The following is a 20744-nucleotide window of genomic DNA, read 5'->3' on the forward strand; positions in this document are numbered from 1 at the left end:
TTCAAGCAAATATCGTGTATTTCTCAGGCAAATTTTAAGTTAAATTTAATGAGCAAGTTATCAAATTTTATTATAAACAAATCATATTTACAGGTAAATAATGCGCCGCGTCACATTTTTTCGCGGAATTTGTTGGTCACAAAACATCTATTTTATCAATATTTTAAAAAATCGAATACAGATATTGATCATCTCGAACAATTGATTAACGTCAACTTTTACCATCATAGCAGGACATCATTTTGTGAATGCAATCGTTTTCCATGATTTCTGCTGCCCCCATAATGCACGGATAGCATTTTGTGTTGATGATCACAAAACTAATAATTCATATTTGAAGGTAAGTAATCTCGGGAGACAACAAGGGTGACGAAAAAAGAGTATTTATACTGAAAAAAAGAAACTGACCGATAAGCCGCTTTCTTTTGAGTATAGTGTCGTGGACAGTCATTCATCTTACCGCCCCGCTAAAAGCAAAAACCCGCCAGTTTGCACTAGCGGGTTTTCGTTGAAGAGGTGAAACTGACCGATAAGCCGGGTTCTGTCGTGGACAGTCATTCATCTAGGCCAGCAATCGCTCACTGGCTCAAGCAGCCTACCCGGGTTCAGTACGGGCCGTACCTTATGAACCCCTATTTGGCCTTGCTCCGGGTGGAGTTTACCGTGCCACGGACTGTTACCAGCCGCGCGGTGCGCTCTTACCGCACCCTTTCACCCTTACCTGATCCCACTCGCGTGGGCCATCGGCGGTTTGCTCTCTGTTGCACTGGTCGTGGGTTTCCCCCCCAGGCGTTACCTGGCACCCTGCCCTATGGAGCCCGGACTTTCCTCCCCTCCGCCCGTCTCCCCCGAAGAGGACGACGACGAAGCGGCGACTGTCTGGTCAGCTTCGGCGCGCAGTATAGAGGGTTTACACGCCCTTGTCACCCCGCGTTGCGCATTCCAATCGCCAGTGTTGCAGCAATATTGCGCGAAGCTCGGTAAATATTGTCATAAGCCCCGCTGAAAGCTTCATCCAGCGTAACAATACTGTTTAACACGCTGAATACAGCATCGATACCATGCTGGTGCACAACGCCAACATCCTTCGTAAGACTACCCGCAATGCCAATTACCGGTTTATTGTATTTCTTCGCCACATTAGCCACCCCAATCGGTACTTTGCCATGGATGCTCTGGCTATCAATGCGCCCTTCTCCGGTGATAACCAGCGTGCAATCATGAATATGTTCTTCCAGATTGAGCGCCGTAGTCACAATCTCAATGCCGCTCTTTAGCTCTGCGCCAAGAAAAGCCATCAACGCCGCGCCCATTCCGCCCGCCGCACCTGCACCGGGGACGTCTTTCACATCAACATGCAGCGATTTTTTGATGACATCAGCGTAGTGAGAGAGATTCTTGTCCAGCTCGACAATCGTGGCTTCATTCGCCCCTTTTTGCGGGCCAAAGATCCGCGAAGCGCCACTGTCGCCCACCAGCGGATTGGTGACATCACAGGCGACGCGAATCGTACAATTCTTTAAACGTGGATCGAGGCCACTGATATCAATGGTATTCAGAGTATTAAGACTGCCGCCGCCAAAGCCGATTTCATTGCCATTGGCATCGCTTAACTTCGCTCCCAGCGCCTGCATCATCCCTGCACCGCCATCGTTGGTGGCGCTGCCGCCAATGCCGATAATGATACTTGTTGCACCACTCTCCAGCGCCTGCAGGATTAACTCCCCTGTGCCGCGTGAAGTGGTTACCAGCGGATCACGCTTTTCCGATGGCACCAGCGCCAGCCCACTGGCCGCCGCCATTTCGATAAACGCGGTTTTGCCGTCGCCGGAGATCCCCCAACTGGCATTCACTTTCTCGCCCAGCGGCCCTGTAACCCAGGCGTGACGTTCAGCCCCCTGGGTGGCAGCAATCATCGCTTCCACCGTTCCTTCGCCACCGTCGGCAACAGGAACAGAAACGTACTGTGCATCAGGAAAAATTTCCCGAAATCCTTTTTCTATCGCCTGCGCAACCTCGCTGGCTGATAAACTTTCTTTATAAGAGTCTGGGGCGATTACGATTTTCATACCTTTGCCTGTTACCACATGACGCCGGGGGGCGTTTCTCTTATTCGGCCTGGATTCCAGGCCCGGATAGCAATAAGCCATCCGGGCACGACGTCATTAGCGAGTAACTTCGACTTTCGCCAGTTTTTCGTAGTAGCACGCAAGGGCGCTATGGTCTGCTGTTCCCAGACCATCGGCACGCAGCGCTTGCATCATCTCCATAACCGCAGCCGTCAGCGGCAGTTGCGCGCCAACGCCGTGGGAGGTATCCAGCGCATTCGCCAGATCCTTAATATGCAGATCAATACGGAAACCTGGCTTGAAGTTACGGTCCATCACCATTGGCGCTTTCGCATCCAGCACGGTACTGCCCGCCAGTCCACCACGAATTGCCTGATAAACCAGATCCGGGTTAACGCCTGCTTTGGTTGCCAGCGTCAACGCTTCTGACATCGCGGCAATATTCAGCGCCACAATGACCTGGTTGGCCAGTTTGGTGACGTTGCCTGCGCCGATTTCCCCGGTATGTACCACAGACCCCGCCATCGCTTTCATTAAGTCATAGTATTTGTCGAAAATAGCCTTATCGCCACCCACCATCACTGACAGAGTGCCATCAATCGCTTTCGGCTCACCACCGCTAACCGGAGCATCCAGCATATCAATGCCTTTCGCTTTCAGCGCTTCGCTGATTTCACGGCTTGCCAACGGTGCGATAGAACTCATGTCGATCAATACCGTGCCGGGTTTCGCGCCTTCAATAATGCCATTTTCACCCAGCGCCACTTCTTTCACATGAGGAGAGTTTGGCAGCATGGTAATGATGACGTCGCACTGTTCAGCGATCGCTTTAGCCGTAGCGGCTGTTTCTGCACCTGCAGCAATCACGTCAGCAATAGCTTCTGGGTTACGGTCAGCAACCACCAGCGAGTAACCTGCTTTCAGAAGGTTTTTACTCATTGGTTTACCCATAATACCCAGGCCAATAAAACCAACTTTCATAGTCATATCAATCATCTCTCTTGTTGCGGTGGTGGTTATTTTTTAAAGGTATCTGCCAGTTTCTGGGTGGCAGAGCGGAACACGCCGAGATCGCTACCAACAGCCACAAACGTCGCGCCCCATTCCAGATAACGACGCGCATCGGCTTCGACCGGTGCGAGGATACCGCTGGGTTTGCCGTGCGCTCTGGCACGGTTAAAAATATGTTGAATCGCTTTTTGTACATCCGGGTGTGATGCATTGCCGAGATGGCCTAATGCCGCAGCCAGATCGCTGGGACCGACGAAGATGCCGTCTACACCTTCGGTAGCGGCGATAGCATCGACGTTATCTACGCCTTGCTGACTTTCAATCTGGACCAGAATGGTGATGTTCTTGTTCGACTGTGCGAAATAATCCGCCACGGTGCCAAACATATTGGCGCGGTGAGAAACGGAGACGCCGCGAATACCTTCTGGTGGATAACGAGTAGATGCCACAGCTTGTACCGCTTCCTCTTCTGTTTCGACAAATGGAATCAGGAAGTTATAGAAACCGATATCCAGAAGACGCTTAATAATTACCGGTTCGTTGGTCGGCACCCGCACCACTGGCGCGCTGGGGCTACCTTTCAGGGCCATCAGTTGGGGAATAAATGTGGAGATATCGTTTGGCGCATGTTCGCCATCCAACACCAGCCAGTCAAAGCCAGCCAAACCAAGAACTTCAGTGCTAATCGGGTTAGAGAGAGCTGACCAGCAACCAATTTGTACCTGTTTCGCAGCTAGTGCGGCTTTGAATTTATTGGGAAAAATATCGTTATTCATCGCTTATACCTTTGCTTATTTCTGCAATTCCATACGTTTAATGTCGCCAACCACGAAGAGGTAGCAGACCATCGCCATCAGCGCCGAACATCCCACGAAAACCAGTGCCGCATTGAAGGAGTGCAGTTCACTTACCAGGTAGCCAATCACCAGTGGAGTGACAATGGAGGCAACATTGCCAAAGACGTTAAAGACGCCGCCGCAGAGACCAACAATCTCTTTCGGCGCGGTGTCAGAAATCACCGGCCAGCCCAGCGCACCAAATCCTTTGCCAAAGAAGGCCAGCGCCATCAGCATGACCACCAGCGTGGTGTTGTTGGTGTAGTTACATAAGATGATGGTGGAAGCCAGCAACATTCCCAGTACAATCGGTAGCTTACGAGCCAGGGTCAGTGACAAACCGCGTTTGATCAGATAATCCGAGAAGACACCACCGAGCACGCCTCCAGCAAAACCACACAGTGCCGGAATCGAGGCGACCAGGCCTACCTTCAGAATCGACATACCTTTTTCCTGCACCAGATAAATCGGGAACCAGGTAAGGAAGAACCAGGTGATGGTGTTGATAAAATATTGTCCGAAAAATACACCCAGCATCATGCGACTGGAGAGCAATTGCTTGATGTAATGCAGTTTGGGACCGCTTGCCACTGCACTGCCCGGCTTTTTATGGTCCATATCAACCACCGCGCCATTTTCAGAGATAAACTTCAACTCTTCCGCGGACATGCGTGGATGATCTGTCGGGTTATGAATCAACTTGATCCACAGCGCCGTCAGCACAAAACCAATCACTCCCATAACGGTAAAGACGTGCTCCCAGCCCCAGGCAAAAGTCAGCCAGCCAAGCAGCGGTGAGAAGAGCGCCAGCGAGAAATATTGCGCCGAGTTAAAGATGGCGGAGGCAGTACCACGTTCTTTCGTCGGGAACCAGGCCGCGACAATACGGGCGTTCGCCGGGAATGACGGCGCTTCCGAAAACCCCAGCATAAAGCGCATAAAGAACATGGAGATCCCTGCCCAGGCCAGCGGGAACATATCAACAAAGCCTTGCAGGAAGGTGAACAACGACCAGAAAAAGAGGCTGTAGGTGTAAACTTTTTTCGAGCCAAACTTATCAAGCAGCCAGCCGCCGGGGATTTGCATCAGCAGGTAGGCCCAGCCAAAAGCGGAGAAGATGTAACCCATCGAAACCGCACTTAACTGCAACTCTTTTGCCACTTCGGTACCAGCAATAGACAGCGTTGCACGATCGGCGTAGTTAACGGCGGTAACAATAAAAATAATCAGTAATATTAAATAGCGGGTATGCACGCCTTTCTTTTTTTCGTCAACGGTGTCCAGAATCATTTTATTTACCTCGGGTACTTATGCTGATTTTTATTATTATGGGGAAGATGTTATTTATGAGTTTCATTTATGCCGTAATGACAATGAACTCGGGAATCAGTATAAGCAGCGCGAGAATAATAATCATTGTGCAAATGCTAATTTAATTAATACGATTTAAATATTATTTTGAGCATATGCACATAAGGTTGCGCGCTAAAGCACAGATTTACGCATTGCCTTGCCGGGCGGTACTGCAATCCCTGAAATGATTGACATTGATCACATTTCTGCGTTTAAACTCCTGACATTCTTATTTCACCCAATGAAGTCATTTATTTTTAAATGAGACCAGGTCCTCATTTTAATAGTCCCTGGCTGGAGAATATTGCACAATGGCCAACATCGAAATCAGACAAGAAACGCCAACTGCGTTTTATATAAAAGTTCACGACACAGATAATGTGGCAATTATTGTTAATGATAATGGCCTGAAAGCAGGAACGCGTTTTCCGGACGGACTGGAATTAATTGAACATATTCCTCAGGGGCATAAAGTCGCATTGCTGGACATTCCGGCTAATGGTGAAATTATTCGTTATGGCGAAGTGATTGGTTACGCCGTGCGCGCAATCCCACGCGGAAGCTGGATCGACGAATCAATGGTAGTACTACCGGAAGCGCCGCCGTTACACACGCTACCACTGGCAACCAAAGTCCCGGAACCCTTACCGCCGCTGGAAGGTTATACCTTTGAGGGCTATCGCAATGCTGATGGTAGCGTGGGTACCAAAAACCTGCTCGGCATTACCACCAGCGTCCACTGCGTGGCAGGCGTGGTGGATTACGTAGTAAAAATCATTGAGCGCGATCTGCTGCCAAAATACCCGAACGTCGATGGCGTGGTGGGGCTGAATCACCTGTACGGTTGTGGCGTGGCGATTAATGCTCCGGCGGCTGTAGTGCCAATACGTACCATTCACAATATTTCGCTCAATCCAAATTTTGGCGGCGAGGTGATGGTGATTGGCCTGGGCTGTGAAAAGTTACAGCCTGAACGTTTATTGATTGGAACGGATGATGTGCAAGCTATTCCAGTAGAAAGCGCCAGCATTGTCAGCTTGCAGGATGAAAAGCATGTCGGCTTTCAATCAATGGTCGAGGATATTTTGCAGGTCGCCGAACGCCATCTACAAAAACTGAATCAACGGCAGCGAGAAACCTGCCCGGCTTCGGAACTGGTTGTCGGCATGCAGTGCGGTGGCAGCGATGCCTTTTCTGGCGTAACGGCAAACCCGGCGGTTGGGTATGCGTCTGATCTACTGGTGCGCTGCGGCGCAACGGTGATGTTTTCAGAAGTAACGGAAGTGCGTGACGCGATCCATCTGCTGACACCGCGCGCCATTAACGAAGAGGTCGGCAAACGGCTGCTGGAAGAGATGGAGTGGTACGATAACTATCTCAATATGGGGAAAACCGACCGCAGCGCCAACCCTTCGCCGGGCAACAAGAAAGGCGGTCTGGCAAACGTGGTAGAGAAGGCACTCGGCTCCATTGCGAAATCGGGTAAAAGCGCAATTGTTGAAGTGCTGTCGCCTGGTCAACGCCCGACTAAACGCGGATTAATTTACGCCGCGACGCCAGCCAGTGATTTTGTCTGTGGCACGCAACAGGTGGCTTCGGGTATCACCGTGCAAGTGTTTACGACCGGCCGTGGTACACCGTACGGCCTGATGGCGGTACCCGTCATTAAAATGGCGACCCGCACCGAGCTGGCAAACCGTTGGTTTGACTTAATGGATATCAACGCAGGCACCATCGCTACCGGCGAAGAAACCATTGAAGAGGTGGGCTGGAAGTTGTTCCACTTTATTCTCGACGTCGCCAGCGGGAAGAAGAAAACCTTCTCGGATCAATGGGGACTGCATAACCAGCTGGCGGTGTTTAACCCAGCACCGGTGACCTGATTTCTTTTGGAACGTCCCTCGCAAAACATGGCCTTAGTGCCATGTTTTTATTGTTTAAAGTCCCCACGTCCATTAATAATGCATTTGCATTACCTTAGTTCAAGCTTATAATTTGAGCAGAAAACAGGCTGTAAAAGGACAGTGAACAATGCCCGCTAATGCTCGCTCTAACGCTGTACTGACCACTGAATCAAAGGTCACGATACGCGGACAAACAACTATCCCCGCGCCAGTGCGTGAGGCCTTAAAACTGAAGCCCGGCCTGGACAGCATTCATTACGAAATTCTGCCTGGTGGGCAAGTATTTATGTGCCGACTGGGAGATGAACAGGAGGATCATACTATGAATGCATTTTTGCGTTTTCTGGATGCAGATATCCAGAACAACCCGCAAAAAACTCGTCCATTCAACATTCAACAAGGAAAGAAACTTGTCGCTGGCATGGACGTCAACATTGATGATGAGATTGGCGACGACGAATAATGGATTTTCCACAAAGGGTTAATGGTTGGGCGCTATATGCTCATCCCTGCTTTCAGGAAACCTACGACGCTTTAGTTGCCGAAGTCGAGACATTAAAGGGGAAAGAGCCTGAAAATTATCAGAGAAAAGCCGCCACAAAGTTATTGGCGGTAGTCCATAAAGTGATTGAGGAGCATATCACTGTCAATCCATCATCACCGGCATTCCGTCATGGTAAGTCGTTAGGCTCTGGGAAAAATAAAGACTGGTCACGGGTAAAATTTGGCGCTGGTCGTTATCGTCTCTTCTTTCGTTACAGCGAAAAAGAGAAAGTCATCATTCTGGGATGGATGAACGATGAAAACACGCTGCGCTCCTACGGTAAAAAAACAGATGCCTATACCATATTCAGCAAAATGTTAAAAAGAGGACATCCTCCTGCCGACTGGGAAACCCTCACCCAAGAGACAGAAGAAAAGCATTGATAGTGTTCACAATGCCCGCCGAACGCATTGGTGTTGACCAGCGGGCACCCTTTCTCACTCCCCGACCAGAATCACTTCAACCCCTGCCTTTCGCAGCCCTTCCAGGCTATCTGCAGGAATGCCTTTATCGACAATGATCATGTCGATCCGCTGGGTATCGATGATCTTATGTAGGCTGGAGCGGTTGAACTTACTGGAATCGGTGACCACGATGATCCGTTCCGCAACTTCGCACATCCGACGGTTTAAACGGGCTTCATCTTCATTATGCGTGCTGACGCCGCGCTCCAGATCAATAGCATCTACGCCAAGAAACAGCATATCGAAGTGGTAATTTTGCAGCGATTGTTCAGCCTGATCGCCGTAAAAAGATTGCGATTGACGGCGCAAATGCCCGCCGGTCATCAGCAGCTCAACGCCTTCCGCTTCCAGCAAAGCATTGGCCACGTTCATACCGTTGGTCATCGCAATTACGTCAGTGTGCTTGCGCATCAGACGAGCAATCTCAAAAGTGGTGGTCCCGGAGTCGAGGATCACCCGATGACCTGGCTGAATCAACTCAACGGCAGCTTTCGCAACGCTGCGTTTCATCGCCGTGTTGAGCGCGCTTTTATCTTCCACTGATGGCTCGACTGACGGCGTCGTGCTATCGCAGATCAACGCGCCACCATAGGCACGCACAGCGATCCCCTGCTTTTCCAGAAACGCCAGATCGTTGCGAATCGTCACAGTAGATACACCATACAATGCCGATAGATCATTTACTTGCACACTTCCTTGCTGGCGTAGACGCTGAATGATCTGTTCTCGTCGCTCGCTGGTGCCTGTCACTCGCTTCTCACCTGAAGCGTCGGTATTACTCATAGTAAGTCCTTTCGTAAAACTTTCGTTTCATTTCGTTTTGCCTATTAACGCCTTTCTATTAAGCAAATGCAAGCCCACCTTGCCCATTGGCGCAAGCTTCTCTCGTTTCAATTGCTTTCATTATGTTTCTTTTGTGAATCAGATCAGAAAACCATTATCTTTCGTTTTATTTTTATCTCACCATGGAGCAGTATCAACTGAAACAAAACGAAAGATTAATATCGCAGCAATCTAAACTGGAGAGGAAAGTGAAACATCTGACAGAAATGGTGAGACAGCACAAAGCGGGCAAAACAAATGGGATTTATGCCGTTTGTTCCGCACATCCGCTGGTGCTGGAAGCTGCAATCCGCTACGCCAGTACAAACCAAACGCCGTTACTGATTGAAGCAACCTCCAATCAGGTGGACCAGTTCGGCGGTTATACCGGAATGACGCCCGCCGATTTTCGCGGCTTTGTTTGCCAGCTTGCTGACTCGCTGAATTTCCCACAGGACGCGTTGATTCTGGGTGGCGACCATCTGGGGCCAAACCGCTGGCAAAACCTGCCTGCCGCTCAGGCGATGGCCAATGCCGATGATTTGATTAAAAGCTACGTCGCGGCAGGATTCAAAAAAATTCACCTTGATTGCAGCATGTCCTGTCAGGACGATCCAGTTCCCTTAACTGATGGCATCGTTGCCGAACGCGCCGCTCGCCTGGCGAAAGTGGCGGAAGAAACCTGCCGTGAACATTTTGGCGAGGCCGATCTGGTGTATGTCATAGGCACCGAAGTTCCGGTGCCTGGCGGCGCACATGAAACCTTAAGCGAACTGGCAGTCACCACGCCGGATGCCGCCCGCGCCACGCTGGAAGCCCATCGTCACGCTTTTGAAAAGCAAGGTCTGAATGCCATCTGGCCACGCATCATTGCGCTGGTAGTTCAGCCTGGCGTCGAATTCGATCACACCAACGTTATTGATTATCAGCCCGCCAAAGCGACCGCCTTAAGCCAAATGGTCGAAAACTACGAAACGCTGATTTTCGAAGCTCACTCTACGGATTATCAAACGCCGCAATCGCTGCGCCAGCTGGTGATTGACCACTTTGCCATTCTGAAAGTCGGCCCGGCGCTGACCTTCGCCCTGCGTGAAGCCCTGTTCTCTCTGGCAGCGATTGAAGAAGAACTGGTGCCAGCGAAAGCCTGTTCCGGTCTGCGTCAGGTACTGGAAAACGTGATGCTCGACCGCCCGGAATACTGGCAAAGCCACTACCACGGTGACGGCAACGCGCGTCGTCTGGCGCGTGGTTATAGCTACTCGGATCGCGTGCGTTACTACTGGCCGGACAGCCAGATTGATGACGCTTTCGCCCATCTGGTTCGTAATCTGGCGGATTCACCAATTCCGCTACCGCTCATCAGCCAGTATCTGCCGCTGCAGTACATGAAAGTTCGCTCCGGCGAGCTGCAGCCAACGCCACGGGAACTCATTATCAACCATATTCAGGACATCTTGGCGCAGTACCACACAGCCTGTGAAGGCCAATAAGCAAAACAAAGAGGAACACGCTATGCCAAATATTGTTTTAAGCCGGATTGATGAACGCTTGATTCACGGTCAGGTCGGCGTTCAGTGGGTCGGATTTGCGGGGGCAAATCTGGTGCTGGTAGCCAACGATGAGGTTGCCGAAGATCCGGTACAACAAAACCTGATGGAAATGGTACTGGCAGAAGGGATCGCCGTACGTTTCTGGTCGCTGCAAAAAGTTATCGACAACATTCATCGCGCCGCCGATCGGCAGAAAATCCTGCTGGTTTGTAAAACACCCGCCGATTTCCTGACGCTGGTGAAAGGTGGCGTCCCGGTTAGCCGCATTAACGTTGGCAATATGCACTACGCCAATGGCAAGCAGCAAATCGCCAAAACGGTTTCAGTGGATGCGGGCGATATCGCAGCATTTAACGACCTGAAAGCCGCTGGGGTGGAATGCTTCGTTCAGGGCGTCCCGACAGAGCCTGCTGTGGACCTCTTTAAATTACTTTGAGGGATTCATCATGGAAATCAGTCTGTTGCAGGCATTTGCGTTGGGCATTATCGCCTTTATCGCTGGCCTGGATATGTTTAACGGCCTAACCCATATGCACCGCCCGGTGGTCCTCGGCCCGTTGGTCGGGCTGGTACTTGGCGATCTGCATACCGGTATTTTAACCGGCGGTACGCTGGAACTGGTGTGGATGGGGCTGGCCCCTCTGGCGGGCGCACAGCCGCCTAACGTGATTATCGGTACTATCGTCGGCACGGCGTTTGCCATTACTACTGGCGTGAAACCCGATGTCGCGGTCGGTGTCGCCGTACCTTTCGCTGTCGCAGTACAGATGGGGATTACCTTCCTGTTCTCGGTGATGTCTGGCGTAATGTCCCGCTGTGACCGGATGGCAGAGAACGCCGATACACGCGGTATTGAACGCGTGAACTATCTGGCACTGCTGGCACTCGGCACTTTCTATTTTCTCTGCGCTTTCCTGCCTATCTACTTCGGTGCGGAACATGCAAAAACCATCATTGATGTCCTGCCGCAACGATTAATCGACGGCCTCGGCGTCGCGGGCGGCATCATGCCAGCAATCGGTTTTGCCGTGCTGCTGAAAATCATGATGAAAAACGTCTACATCCCCTACTTCATCCTGGGCTTTGTTGCCGCAGCCTGGCTCAAGTTACCGGTGCTGGCTATTGCTGCCGCCGCGCTGGCGATGGCGCTGATCGACCTGCTGCGTAAATCTCCTGAACCGACTCAACCTGCGGCACAGAAAGAGGAATTTGAAGATGGCATCTAATCAAACCACCCTGCCGAACGTCAGTGAAAACGAAGAAACATTGCTGACTGGCGTCAATGAAAACGTGTATGAAGATCAGAGCATTGGCGCGGAGCTGACGAAAAAAGATATCAACCGCGTCGCCTGGCGTTCCATGCTGTTGCAGGCTTCTTTTAACTACGAACGTATGCAGGCTTCCGGTTGGCTGTACGGTCTGCTGCCAGCACTGAAAAAGATCCACACTAATAAACGTGACCTGGCGCGCGCCATGAAGGGGCATATGGGTTTCTTCAATACCCATCCGTTTCTGGTGACGTTTGTTATCGGCATTATCCTTGCGATGGAGCGTTCTAAGCAGGATGTAAACAGTATTCAGAGCACCAAAATTGCCGTCGGTGCGCCGCTCGGCGGGATTGGCGATGCGATGTTCTGGCTAACGCTACTGCCAATTTGTGGCGGGATAGGTGCAAGCCTCGCACTACAAGGCTCTATTCTCGGCGCAGTCGTATTTATTGTGCTGTTCAACGTGGTGCATCTTGGTTTGCGTTTTGGTCTTGCGCATTACGCGTATCGAATGGGCGTCGCAGCGATCCCGCTGATTAAAGCGAATACCAAAAAAGTCGGCCATGCAGCGTCTATCGTTGGGATGACAGTAATCGGTGCGCTGGTGGCAACCTATGTTCGCTTAAGTACCACGCTGGAAATCACGGCGGGCGACGCAGTGGTTAAGTTACAGGCTGATGTTATCGACAAACTGATGCCTGCCTTCTTACCACTGGTCTACACCCTGACCATGTTCTGGCTGGTACGCCGCGGCTGGAGTCCGCTGCGCCTGATTGCGGTGACCGTGGTTCTCGGCATCGTCGGTAAATTCTGTCATTTCCTTTAAATACAATGAGGTATTAGATGTTAAGTATTATTTTGACAGGGCATGGCGGGTTTGCCAGCGGTTTGGAAAAAGCAATGAAGCAAATCCTCGGTGAGCAATCGCAGTTTATCGCCATCGATTTTCCTGAAACCTCAAGCACCGCGCTGCTTACATCGCAGCTTGAAGAGGCCATCGCCCAACTGGATTGTGAAGACGGCATTGTTTTTCTGACGGATTTGCTGGGCGGCACGCCGTTTCGCGTAGCTTCAACGCTGGCGATGCAAAAACCGGGCTGTGAAGTGATCACCGGCACCAATTTACAACTGCTACTGGAGATGGTGCTGGAGCGCGAAGGGTTAAGCGGTGAAGAATTCCGTGTGCAGGCGCTGGAGTGTGGACATCGTGGGCTGACCAGTCTGGTGGACGAGTTAGGCCGCTGCCATGAGGAATGTCCGGTCGAGGAAGGAATATGACACACGTTCTGCGCGCCAGAAGGCTGCTGACTGAAGAGGGATGGCTCGATGACCATCAGTTGCGTATTGCTGACGGTGTAATCGCAGCAATCGAACCGATTCCAGTGGGCGTGACTGAACGCGATGCGGAACTGCTCTGCCCTGCTTACATCGACACTCATGTACACGGTGGTGCGGGCGTTGATGTAATGGATGACGCGCCGGATGTGCTCGACAAACTGGCAATGCACAAAGCGCGCGAAGGTGTCGGCAGTTGGTTGCCGACTACCGTAACCGCGCCGATTAATGCCATTCATGCGGCGCTGAAACGTATTGCTCAACGTTGCCAACGCGGCGGACCTGGTGCGCAAGTGCTGGGGAGTTATCTCGAAGGACCGTACTTCACGCCGCAGAATAAAGGCGCACATCCGCCGGAGCTGTTCCGCGAGCTGGAAATTGCCGAGCTGGATCAATTGATTGCTGTTTCACAACACACCTTGCGTGTGGTGGCACTGGCACCGGAAAAAGCGGGCGCGTTACAAGCTATTCGTCATCTTAAACAGCAAAACGTACGGGTGATGCTGGGGCATAGCGCAGCAACCTGGCAACAAACCTGCGCTGCGTTTGATGCTGGTGCCGACGGCCTGGTGCATTGCTATAACGGGATGACAGGTTTACATCACCGCGAACCGGGAATGGTTGGCGCGGGATTAACGGACAAGCGCGCCTGGCTGGAACTGATAGCCGATGGGCATCATGTACATCCGGCGGCGATGTCGCTGTGTTGTTGCTGTGCGAAAGAGAGAATCGTGCTGATCACCGACGCGATGCAGGCAGCCGGGATGCCGGATGGTCGTTATACGTTATGTGGTGAAGATGTGCAGATGCGCGGTGGCGTTGTCCGTACCGCGTCCGGTGGGCTGGCGGGCAGTACGCTGTCTGTCGATGCGGCAGTGCGCAACATGGTCGAGCTGACGGGCGTAACGCCTGCGGAAGCGATCCATATGGCGTCGCTGCATCCGGCGCGAATGTTGGGTATTAATGGTGTTCTGGGATCGCTTAAACCGGGCAAACGCGCCAGCGTCGTGGCGCTGGATAGCGGGCTGCATGTGCAACAAATCTGGATTCAGGGTCAATTAGCTTCGTTTTGATGGTTTGCTCTTTTATTGGGCCTTCACTTCCCCCGTAAGGCCTTTCTTTTTCTTTCTTTTTAGGCTGAGCAGCGGTGTCGGATGCGACGCTGACGTGTCTTATCCGACCTACAGTTGGTGACCGTAAGGCCGGATAAAGCGTTTACGCCGCATCCAGCAATCCCTTTTACTTCCCTTATCTTTTCTTTCAACGATCACAGATTTCGTTTTATTTCCTTTTTCTCCATTGAACTTTCAGTTTCTTTTATATAGATTTTAACCAACGAAAGAAATCACCAAGTGAAATGAAACGAAAGGCAAGCGAAAGCGACAACGCCCGACGTCAAGTTCATCAGACTAAGGATTGAGTTATGCCAGAAAATTACACCCCTGCTGCCGCGACCACCGGTACATGGACTGAAGAAGAGATCCGCCATCAGCCTCGCGCATGGATCCATTCACTCACCAACATCGACGCGCTACGTTCCGCGCTCAATAACTTCCTTGAACCGTTACTGCGCAAAGAGAATCTGCGGATCATCCTGACCGGAGCCGGAACCTCGGCATTTATCGGTGACATCATCGCGCCGTGGCTCGCCAGCCATACCGGTAAAAACTTCAGCGCCGTACCAACCACCGATCTGATCACCAATCCGATGGACTACCTGAATCCAGCCCATCCGCTGCTGTTGATCTCCTTCGGTCGATCCGGCAACAGCCCGGAAAGCGTCGCCGCCGTGGAGCTGGCGAATCAGTTTGTACCGGAATGCTATCACCTGCCGATCACCTGCAACGAAGCGGGCGCTCTTTACCAAAACGCGATCAACAGCGACAACGCGTTCGCCCTGCTGATGCCCGCAGAAACACACGATCGCGGCTTTGCGATGACCAGCAGCATTACCACCATGATGGCCAGCTGCCTCGCGGTTTTCGCACCTGAGACGATCAACAGCCAAACCTTCCGCGATGTGGCGGATCGTTGCCAGGCGATCCTGACCTCACTGGGCGATTTCAGCGAAGGTGTGTTTGGTTACGCACCGTGGAAACGGATCGTTTATCTCGGCAGCGGTGGCTTACAGGGCGCAGCACGCGAGTCGGCGCTGAAAGTGCTGGAACTGACGGCGGGTAAGCTGGCGGCCTTTTATGATTCCCCGACCGGATTCCGTCATGGCCCGAAATCGCTGGTCGATAACGAAACGTTGGTGGTGGTGTTTATCTCCAGCCACCCTTACACCCGTCAGTATGATCTTGATCTGCTGGCAGAACTCCGCCGTGACAACCAGGCAATGCGCGTAATCGCCATCGCCGCGGAAAGCACCGACGTTATCGCCGCTGGCCCGCATATCATCCTGCCGCCATCCCGTCACTTTATCGACGTTGAACAGGCATTTTGCTTCCTGATGTACGCCCAGACGTTTGCACTGATGCAGTCGTTGCACATGGGCAATACGCCGGATACTCCATCAGCCAGTGGCACCGTTAACCGCGTGGTGCAAGGCGTAATCATTCATCCGTGGCAGGCATAAGAGGATCGCATTATGAGCATTATCTCCACCAAATATCTGTTACAGGACGCCCAGGCCAATGGCTACGCGGTGCCAGCCTTTAACATTCATAACGCCGAGACGATCCAGGCGATCCTCGAAGTATGTAGCGAAATGCGATCGCCAGTGATCCTCGCCGGAACGCCGGGGACCTTTAAACATATCGCGCTAGAAGAGATTTACGCTCTGTGTAGCGCCTATTCCACAACCTACAACATGCCGCTGGCGCTGCATCTCGACCACCACGAATCACTCGATGATATTCGCCGAAAAGTCCACGCAGGCGTACGCAGTGCGATGATCGACGGCAGCCACTTCCCGTTTGCCGAGAACGTAAAGCTGGTGAAATCGGTTGTCGACTTCTGCCACTCCCAGGATTGCAGCGTGGAAGCAGAACTGGGCCGTCTGGGCGGTGTTGAAGATGACATGAGCGTTGACGCCGAAAGTGCATTCCTGACCGATCCACAAGAAGCTAAACGCTTTGTCGAACTGACTGGCGTCGACAGCCTGGCGGTAGCGATCGGTACGGCGCATGGCTTGTACAGGAAAATACCAAAAATTGATTTCCAACGGCTGGCGGAAATTCGTGAAATGGTAGACATCCCTCTGGTACTGCATGGCGCCAGCGATGTCCCTGATGAATTTGTTCGCTGGACGATTAAACTGGGTGTGACGAAAGTTAATGTCGCCACGGAATTAAAAATTACCTTCGCAGGTGCGGTAAAAGCCTGGTTCGCGGAAAATCCGCAGGGTAATGATCCTCGTTATTATATGCGCGTCGGTATGGATGCGATGAAAGAAGTCGTCAGAAATAAAATTAATGTCTGTGGTTCAGCGAATCGAATTTCCGCGTAATCATTAATTTTATACGATTTTTAAGAATGCACTGCCCGATTAATATCGGGTAGTGCCTTAATGGCAAAGGAGATAACCAAACATTAATAAATACATCAGTACAATGTCTCAATAATAATATATTTAAAAAATTATATTATTCAACTTTTATGGTGAGGATGACACAATGAGCAGTCCAAATATTCTCTTAACCCGTATTGATAACCGTCTGGTTCATGGCCAGGTTGGCGTGACCTGGACATCCACTATCGGTGCGAATCTGCTGGTGGTCGTAGATGATGTCGTCGCGAACGATGATATTCAACAGAAATTGATGGGGATTACCGCGGAAACCTACGGCTTTGGCATTCGTTTCTTTACTATCGAAAAAACCATTAACGTTATCGGCAAAGCTGCGCCGCATCAGAAAATCTTCCTGATTTGCCGGACGCCGCAGACGGTACGTAAATTGGTCGAAGGTGGCATTGATCTGAAAGATGTCAACGTCGGTAATATGCATTTCTCGGAAGGGAAAAAGCAAATCAGCAGTAAAGTGTATGTCGATTCTCAAGATCTCACGGACTTACATTTTATTAAACAACGCGGCGTGAATATTTTTATCCAGGACGTCCCCGGCGATCAAAAAGAACAAATTCCTGACTAAATCTAAAATCGCCTTAATATTGGTTTGAGGTAATAAAAATGCATGAAATAACCCTAATTCAGGGATTATCCCTGGCGGCGTTAGTTTTCGTTCTGGGGATTGATTTTTGGCTGGAAGCCTTATTTTTATTCCGCCCGATAATCGTTTGTACCCTAACTGGCGCTATTCTCGGTGATATTCAGACTGGCTTAATTACCGGTGGTCTGACAGAGCTGGCTTTCGCCGGATTAACCCCTGCAGGTGGTGTTCAGCCGCCCAACCCGATTATGGCGGGTCTGATGACCACCGTCATTGCATGGTCTACGGGCGTTGATGCCAAAACGGCAATTGGTCTTGGCCTGCCATTTAGTTTGTTAATGCAGTACGTCATTCTGTTCTTCTATTCCGCTTTCTCATTATTTATGACCAAAGCCGATAAATGCGCGAAAGAGGCGGATACAGCAGCGTTTTCCCGACTTAACTGGACAACGATGCTCATCGTCGCTTTAGCGTATGCGGTGATTGCTTTCCTCTGTACTTACCTGGCGCAGGGCGCGATGCAGGCGCTGGTGAAGGCGATGCCCGCCTGGCTGACCCACGGCTTTGAAGTGGCTGGCGGCATTCTACCTGCCGTTGGTTTTGGCTTGCTGCTGCGCGTGATGTTCAAAGCGCAATATATCCCTTACCTGATCGCTGGTTTCCTGTTTGTTTGCTACATCCAGGTCAGCAACCTGTTGCCGGTTGCCGTACTGGGCGCAGGCTTTGCGGTGTATGAGTTTTTCAATGCGAAATCCCGGCAGCAAGCGCAACCGCAGCCCGTTGCCAGTAAAAATGAAGAAGAGGACTACAGCAATGGGATCTGAAATCAGTAAAAAAGATATCACCCGTCTGGGCTTTCGTTCGTCACTCCTGCAAGCGAGCTTTAACTACGAAAGGATGCAGGCGGGCGGTTTTACCTGGGCGATGTTGCCGCTCCTGAAAAAGATTTATAAGGACGACAAACCGGGCCTAAGCGCGGCGATGAAAGATAACCTCGAATTTATTAATACCCACCCGAATCTGGTCGGATTCCTGATGGGATTGTTAATTTCGATGGAAGAGAAAGGGGAAAACCGCGACACCATTAAAGGTCTGAAAGTGGCGCTGTTTGGCCCAATCGCCGGGATTGGCGATGCGATTTTCTGGTTCACTTTGTTGCCGATTATGGCGGGAATTTGCTCATCATTTGCCAGCCAGGGAAACCTGCTGGGGCCGATTCTGTTCTTCGCCGTTTACCTGCTTATCTTTTTCCTCCGCGTCGGCTGGACCCACGTCGGTTATTCAGTCGGCGTAAAGGCTATCGATAAAGTGCGAGAGAACTCGCAGATGATCGCCCGTTCGGCAACCATCCTCGGGATCACGGTAATTGGCGGGCTGATCGCTTCATATGTGCATATTAACGTGGTGACGTCGTTTGCCATCGACAGTACCCACAGCGTCGCGCTGCAGCAGGATTTCTTCGATAAAGTCTTCCCGAATATTTTGCCGATGGCTTATACCCTGCTGATGTATTACTTCCTGCGGGTGAAAAAAGCGCATCCGGTGCTGTTAATCGGCGTGACTTTTGTGCTTTCCATCGTTTGTTCCGCCTTCGGCATTTTATAAATAAAACGAGGCACTGCGTCTGGCGGTGCCTCAGATTGTTAACAAAAATCGCTTTGTTCATGCCGGATGCGGCGTTACCGCCTTATCCGGCCTACAAAATCATGCAAATTCAATATATTGCAGAAACGATGTAGGCCTGATAAGCGTAGCGCATCAGGCAATTTTGCGTTTGCCATCGGTCTGAGCATCGCACCTGACGGAGCCTCTTTACTTAAGGAATTTCATCCTGTGCAAATCCTTCAGCAAGTTGAAAACTATACGGCGTTAAGTGAACGCGCCAGCGAATATTTATTGGGTGTGATTCGTAGTAAACCGAACGCCGTGATCTGCCTGGCGACCGGAGCCACGCCATTACTGACGTATTATTATCTGGTGGAGAAAATCCACCAGCAGCATGTTGATGTCAGCCAGCTGACCTTCGTCAAGCTCGACGAATGGGTGGATCTGCCATTAACCCTGCCCGGCACCTGCGAGACCTTCCTTCAGCAACATATCGTACAGCCGCTGGGGCTACGTGAAGACCAGTTCATCAGCTTTCGCTCTGAAGATATTAACGAGACGGAGTGTGAGCGGGTAACGAACCTGATTGCGCTCAAAGGTGGTATCGATTTGTGCGTACTTGGACTGGGGAAAAACGGTCATCTGGGGCTGAACGAGCCGGGAGAAAGCCTGCAACCGGCCTGCCATATCAGCCAACTTGATGCCAGAACGCAGCAACATGAAATGTTAATAACCGCGGGTCGCCCCGTAACCCGGGGGATCACCTTAGGGCTGAAGGATATTCTCAATGCCCGCGAAGTTTTGCTACTGGTGACTGGCGAAGGAAAGCAGGATGCAACAGCGCGTTTTCTCACGGCTAAAGTCTCCACCGCTATCCCAGCTTCGTTTTTATGGCTGCATAACCATTTCACATGCGTGATTGATGAGATGTGTCGTCGTTAACTCGCCTGGTACAGGCGTTGTAGCTCTATTCCTGCTGCGACGCCTGTAATCAAATCACTCCCCTTGCTGCTCCAGCGCATACTTATACAGCGCATTTTTCTTCACGCCGTGAATTTCTGCCGCCAGCGCCGCCGCTTTCTTCAGCGGAAGCTCGGCCTGTAACAGCGCCAGCGTGCGCAGTGCATCGGCGGGTAAGTCGTCTTCCTGCGCCTTATGGCCTTCGATAATCAGCACCATTTCGCCTTTGCGGCGGTTTTCATCTTCCTTTACCCACGCCAGCAGCTCGCCAACGGGCGCGCCGTGAATGGTTTCCCAGGTTTTGGTGAGCTCACGTGCCAGCACCACGTAGCGCGATTCGCCTAATACCGCAACGATATCTTCAAGGCTATCTAGCAGACGGTGGGTCGATTCATAAAAAATCAGCGTACGTGGTTCCGCTTCAATGGCTTTCAACGCATCGCGGCGGCCTTTTGATTTGGCAGGCAGGAAGCCTTCATAACAAAAACGATCGGATGGTAAACCCGCGGCGCTTAACGCAGTGATGGCAGCACACGGCCCCGGTAGTGGCACTACGCGAATCCCCGCTTCACGGCAGGTTCGCACCAGATGGTAGCCCGGGTCGTTTATCAGCGGCGTCCCGGCATCGGAAACCAGCGCAATGTTTTGCCCTTCCTGTAGCTTCGCCAGCAGCGTTTCGGCTTTTTGTTGTTCATTATGGTCATGAAGCGCGAACAACCGGGCGTTTATGCCAAAATGTTGCAGCAGTAAACCGGTATGACGGGTATCCTCGGCAGCAATCAGATCAACAGCCTGCAATACCTCAAGCGCACGCTGGGTAATGTCCGTCAGATTACCGATTGGCGTAGGTACAATATAGAGCTGGCCTTGAGAATTATCCGCCGATTGGTGTTGTTTCATTGTGTCGTCCG

At 51.4% G+C, this 20744-nt stretch carries 22 protein-coding genes and 1 other RNA gene; 16 read left to right on the forward strand and 7 right to left on the reverse strand.

Going from position 1 to position 20744, the window contains the following annotated elements; genetic code table 11:
- Positions 1-48 precede the first annotated feature (48 nt).
- The gene (tdcR, locus tag D9736_RS20790; protein WP_217355970.1) at positions 49-267 is read left to right on the forward strand and encodes a transcriptional activator TdcR; all 219 of its coding nucleotides are present in this window, start codon (positions 49-51) and stop codon (positions 265-267) included.
- A 247-nt stretch (positions 268-514) separates the two neighbouring features.
- Here tdcR and rnpB read toward each other — a convergent pair.
- From rnpB to garP, 5 genes are all read right to left on the reverse strand, one after another.
- Positions 515-891, reverse strand: an RNA gene (rnpB, locus tag D9736_RS20795) — RNase P RNA component class A.
- A 32-nt stretch (positions 892-923) separates the two neighbouring features.
- Complete coding sequence (garK, locus tag D9736_RS20800) at positions 924-2069, reverse strand: glycerate 2-kinase (protein ID WP_130204650.1); 1146 nt, start codon at positions 2067-2069, stop codon at positions 924-926.
- Positions 2070-2165: 96 nt separating this feature from the next.
- Entirely contained in the window at positions 2166-3056 is an 891-nt protein-coding gene (garR, locus tag D9736_RS20805; protein ID WP_001350452.1) for a 2-hydroxy-3-oxopropionate reductase, read from the reverse strand.
- Between the two features lie 29 nt (positions 3057-3085).
- On the reverse strand, positions 3086-3856 hold the full coding sequence (gene garL / locus D9736_RS20810) for a 2-dehydro-3-deoxyglucarate aldolase (protein WP_130204646.1): 771 nt from the start codon (positions 3854-3856) through the stop codon (positions 3086-3088).
- Between the two features lie 15 nt (positions 3857-3871).
- Complete coding sequence (garP, locus tag D9736_RS20815; protein WP_064529564.1) at positions 3872-5206, reverse strand: galactarate/glucarate/glycerate transporter GarP; 1335 nt, start codon at positions 5204-5206, stop codon at positions 3872-3874.
- Between the two features lie 374 nt (positions 5207-5580).
- Here garP and garD point away from each other — a divergent pair, with 374 nt between their 5' ends.
- From garD to yhaV, 3 genes are all read left to right on the forward strand, one after another.
- The gene (gene garD, locus D9736_RS20820) at positions 5581-7152 is read left to right on the forward strand and encodes a galactarate dehydratase (protein ID WP_130223828.1); all 1572 of its coding nucleotides are present in this window, start codon (positions 5581-5583) and stop codon (positions 7150-7152) included.
- A 148-nt stretch (positions 7153-7300) separates the two neighbouring features.
- Positions 7301-7636: a type II toxin-antitoxin system antitoxin PrlF gene (gene prlF, locus D9736_RS20825; RefSeq protein WP_130259084.1), complete on the forward strand. Its 336-nt coding sequence runs from the start codon at positions 7301-7303 to the stop codon at positions 7634-7636.
- Positions 7636-8100, forward strand: a complete 465-nt coding sequence (gene yhaV / locus D9736_RS20830) for a type II toxin-antitoxin system ribonuclease toxin YhaV (protein WP_130259085.1) — start codon at positions 7636-7638, stop codon at positions 8098-8100. The genes prlF and yhaV overlap by 1 nt, the downstream gene beginning before the upstream one ends.
- 54 nt (positions 8101-8154) lie before the next feature.
- Here the strand turns inward: yhaV and agaR are convergent, their stop codons facing one another.
- Complete coding sequence (agaR, locus tag D9736_RS20835; protein WP_130259086.1) at positions 8155-8964, reverse strand: aga operon transcriptional regulator AgaR; 810 nt, start codon at positions 8962-8964, stop codon at positions 8155-8157.
- 248 nt (positions 8965-9212) lie between these two features.
- Here agaR and kbaZ point away from each other — a divergent pair, with 248 nt between their 5' ends.
- From kbaZ to D9736_RS20895, 12 genes are all read left to right on the forward strand, one after another.
- Positions 9213-10493, forward strand: a complete 1281-nt coding sequence (gene kbaZ, locus D9736_RS20840; RefSeq protein WP_130259087.1) for a tagatose-bisphosphate aldolase subunit KbaZ — start codon at positions 9213-9215, stop codon at positions 10491-10493.
- Between the two features lie 22 nt (positions 10494-10515).
- Positions 10516-10989 carry a PTS N-acetylgalactosamine transporter subunit IIB gene (gene agaV, locus D9736_RS20845; protein WP_002461030.1) on the forward strand — a complete coding sequence of 158 codons (474 nt, stop codon included), beginning with the start codon at positions 10516-10518 and terminating at the stop codon, positions 10987-10989.
- Between the two features lie 10 nt (positions 10990-10999).
- Positions 11000-11779 carry a PTS N-acetylgalactosamine transporter subunit IIC gene (gene agaW, locus D9736_RS20850; RefSeq protein ID WP_000406214.1) on the forward strand — a complete coding sequence of 260 codons (780 nt, stop codon included), beginning with the start codon at positions 11000-11002 and terminating at the stop codon, positions 11777-11779.
- Entirely contained in the window at positions 11769-12647 is an 879-nt protein-coding gene (gene agaE / locus D9736_RS20855) for a PTS N-acetylgalactosamine transporter subunit IID (protein WP_001295548.1), read from the forward strand. Before agaW ends, agaE begins: the two co-directional genes overlap by 11 nt.
- 17 nt (positions 12648-12664) lie before the next feature.
- Complete coding sequence (gene agaF / locus D9736_RS20860) at positions 12665-13099, forward strand: PTS galactosamine/N-acetylgalactosamine transporter subunit IIA (RefSeq protein ID WP_130259088.1); 435 nt, start codon at positions 12665-12667, stop codon at positions 13097-13099.
- A complete protein-coding gene (gene nagA / locus D9736_RS20865) occupies positions 13096-14229 on the forward strand; it encodes an N-acetylglucosamine-6-phosphate deacetylase (RefSeq protein WP_130259089.1) in 1134 nt (377 codons plus the stop codon). Before agaF ends, nagA begins: the two co-directional genes overlap by 4 nt.
- Before the next feature lie 350 nt (positions 14230-14579).
- Positions 14580-15734: an AgaS family sugar isomerase gene (locus tag D9736_RS20870; protein ID WP_130259090.1), complete on the forward strand. Its 1155-nt coding sequence runs from the start codon at positions 14580-14582 to the stop codon at positions 15732-15734.
- A gap of 12 nt (positions 15735-15746) precedes the next feature.
- Entirely contained in the window at positions 15747-16607 is an 861-nt protein-coding gene (gene kbaY, locus D9736_RS20875; protein ID WP_130259091.1) for a tagatose-bisphosphate aldolase subunit KbaY, read from the forward strand.
- Between the two features lie 166 nt (positions 16608-16773).
- Positions 16774-17250 carry a PTS galactosamine transporter subunit IIB gene (agaB, locus tag D9736_RS20880; RefSeq protein ID WP_130259092.1) on the forward strand — a complete coding sequence of 159 codons (477 nt, stop codon included), beginning with the start codon at positions 16774-16776 and terminating at the stop codon, positions 17248-17250.
- Between the two features lie 38 nt (positions 17251-17288).
- Positions 17289-18092 carry a PTS galactosamine transporter subunit IIC gene (gene agaC, locus D9736_RS20885; protein ID WP_130204632.1) on the forward strand — a complete coding sequence of 268 codons (804 nt, stop codon included), beginning with the start codon at positions 17289-17291 and terminating at the stop codon, positions 18090-18092.
- A complete protein-coding gene (agaD, locus tag D9736_RS20890) occupies positions 18082-18873 on the forward strand; it encodes a PTS galactosamine transporter subunit IID (RefSeq protein WP_000534360.1) in 792 nt (263 codons plus the stop codon). The genes agaC and agaD overlap by 11 nt, the downstream gene beginning before the upstream one ends.
- Positions 18874-19047: 174 nt before the next feature.
- Positions 19048-19815, forward strand: coding sequence for a galactosamine-6-phosphate isomerase (locus D9736_RS20895; protein ID WP_130204654.1), 768 nt, complete (start codon positions 19048-19050; stop codon positions 19813-19815).
- A 54-nt stretch (positions 19816-19869) separates the two neighbouring features.
- On the opposite strand, the gene rsmI is transcribed toward D9736_RS20895, so the two are convergent.
- The gene (gene rsmI, locus D9736_RS20900; protein ID WP_130259093.1) at positions 19870-20733 is read right to left on the reverse strand and encodes a 16S rRNA (cytidine(1402)-2'-O)-methyltransferase; all 864 of its coding nucleotides are present in this window, start codon (positions 20731-20733) and stop codon (positions 19870-19872) included.
- Between the last annotated feature and the right edge of the window lie 11 nt (positions 20734-20744).

It is taken from the genome of Escherichia sp. E10V10, assembly GCF_004211985.1.
In the GTDB taxonomy this organism is placed as follows: Bacteria; Pseudomonadota; Gammaproteobacteria; order Enterobacterales; family Enterobacteriaceae; genus Escherichia.

Coding starts and splice junctions, on each gene's coding strand:
- garP (WP_064529564.1), bottom strand. CDS start 5,206: ATGATTCTGGACACCGTTGACGAAAAAAAGAAAGGCGTGCATACCCGC.
- prlF (WP_130259084.1), top strand. CDS start 7,301: ATGCCCGCTAATGCTCGCTCTAACGCTGTACTGACCACTGAATCAAAG.
- nagA (WP_130259089.1), top strand. CDS start 13,096: ATGACACACGTTCTGCGCGCCAGAAGGCTGCTGACTGAAGAGGGATGG.
- agaV (WP_002461030.1), top strand. CDS start 10,516: ATGCCAAATATTGTTTTAAGCCGGATTGATGAACGCTTGATTCACGGT.
- agaR (WP_130259086.1), bottom strand. CDS start 8,964: ATGAGTAATACCGACGCTTCAGGTGAGAAGCGAGTGACAGGCACCAGC.
- agaC (WP_130204632.1), top strand. CDS start 17,289: ATGCATGAAATAACCCTAATTCAGGGATTATCCCTGGCGGCGTTAGTT.
- D9736_RS20870 (WP_130259090.1), top strand. CDS start 14,580: ATGCCAGAAAATTACACCCCTGCTGCCGCGACCACCGGTACATGGACT.
- agaF (WP_130259088.1), top strand. CDS start 12,665: ATGTTAAGTATTATTTTGACAGGGCATGGCGGGTTTGCCAGCGGTTTG.
- rsmI (WP_130259093.1), bottom strand. CDS start 20,733: ATGAAACAACACCAATCGGCGGATAATTCTCAAGGCCAGCTCTATATT.
- agaB (WP_130259092.1), top strand. CDS start 16,774: ATGAGCAGTCCAAATATTCTCTTAACCCGTATTGATAACCGTCTGGTT.
- garL (WP_130204646.1), bottom strand. CDS start 3,856: ATGAATAACGATATTTTTCCCAATAAATTCAAAGCCGCACTAGCTGCG.
- kbaY (WP_130259091.1), top strand. CDS start 15,747: ATGAGCATTATCTCCACCAAATATCTGTTACAGGACGCCCAGGCCAAT.
- garR (WP_001350452.1), bottom strand. CDS start 3,056: ATGACTATGAAAGTTGGTTTTATTGGCCTGGGTATTATGGGTAAACCA.
- tdcR (WP_217355970.1), top strand. CDS start 49: ATGAGCAAGTTATCAAATTTTATTATAAACAAATCATATTTACAGGTA.
- agaD (WP_000534360.1), top strand. CDS start 18,082: ATGGGATCTGAAATCAGTAAAAAAGATATCACCCGTCTGGGCTTTCGT.
- garK (WP_130204650.1), bottom strand. CDS start 2,069: ATGAAAATCGTAATCGCCCCAGACTCTTATAAAGAAAGTTTATCAGCC.
- agaW (WP_000406214.1), top strand. CDS start 11,000: ATGGAAATCAGTCTGTTGCAGGCATTTGCGTTGGGCATTATCGCCTTT.
- yhaV (WP_130259085.1), top strand. CDS start 7,636: ATGGATTTTCCACAAAGGGTTAATGGTTGGGCGCTATATGCTCATCCC.
- garD (WP_130223828.1), top strand. CDS start 5,581: ATGGCCAACATCGAAATCAGACAAGAAACGCCAACTGCGTTTTATATA.
- agaE (WP_001295548.1), top strand. CDS start 11,769: ATGGCATCTAATCAAACCACCCTGCCGAACGTCAGTGAAAACGAAGAA.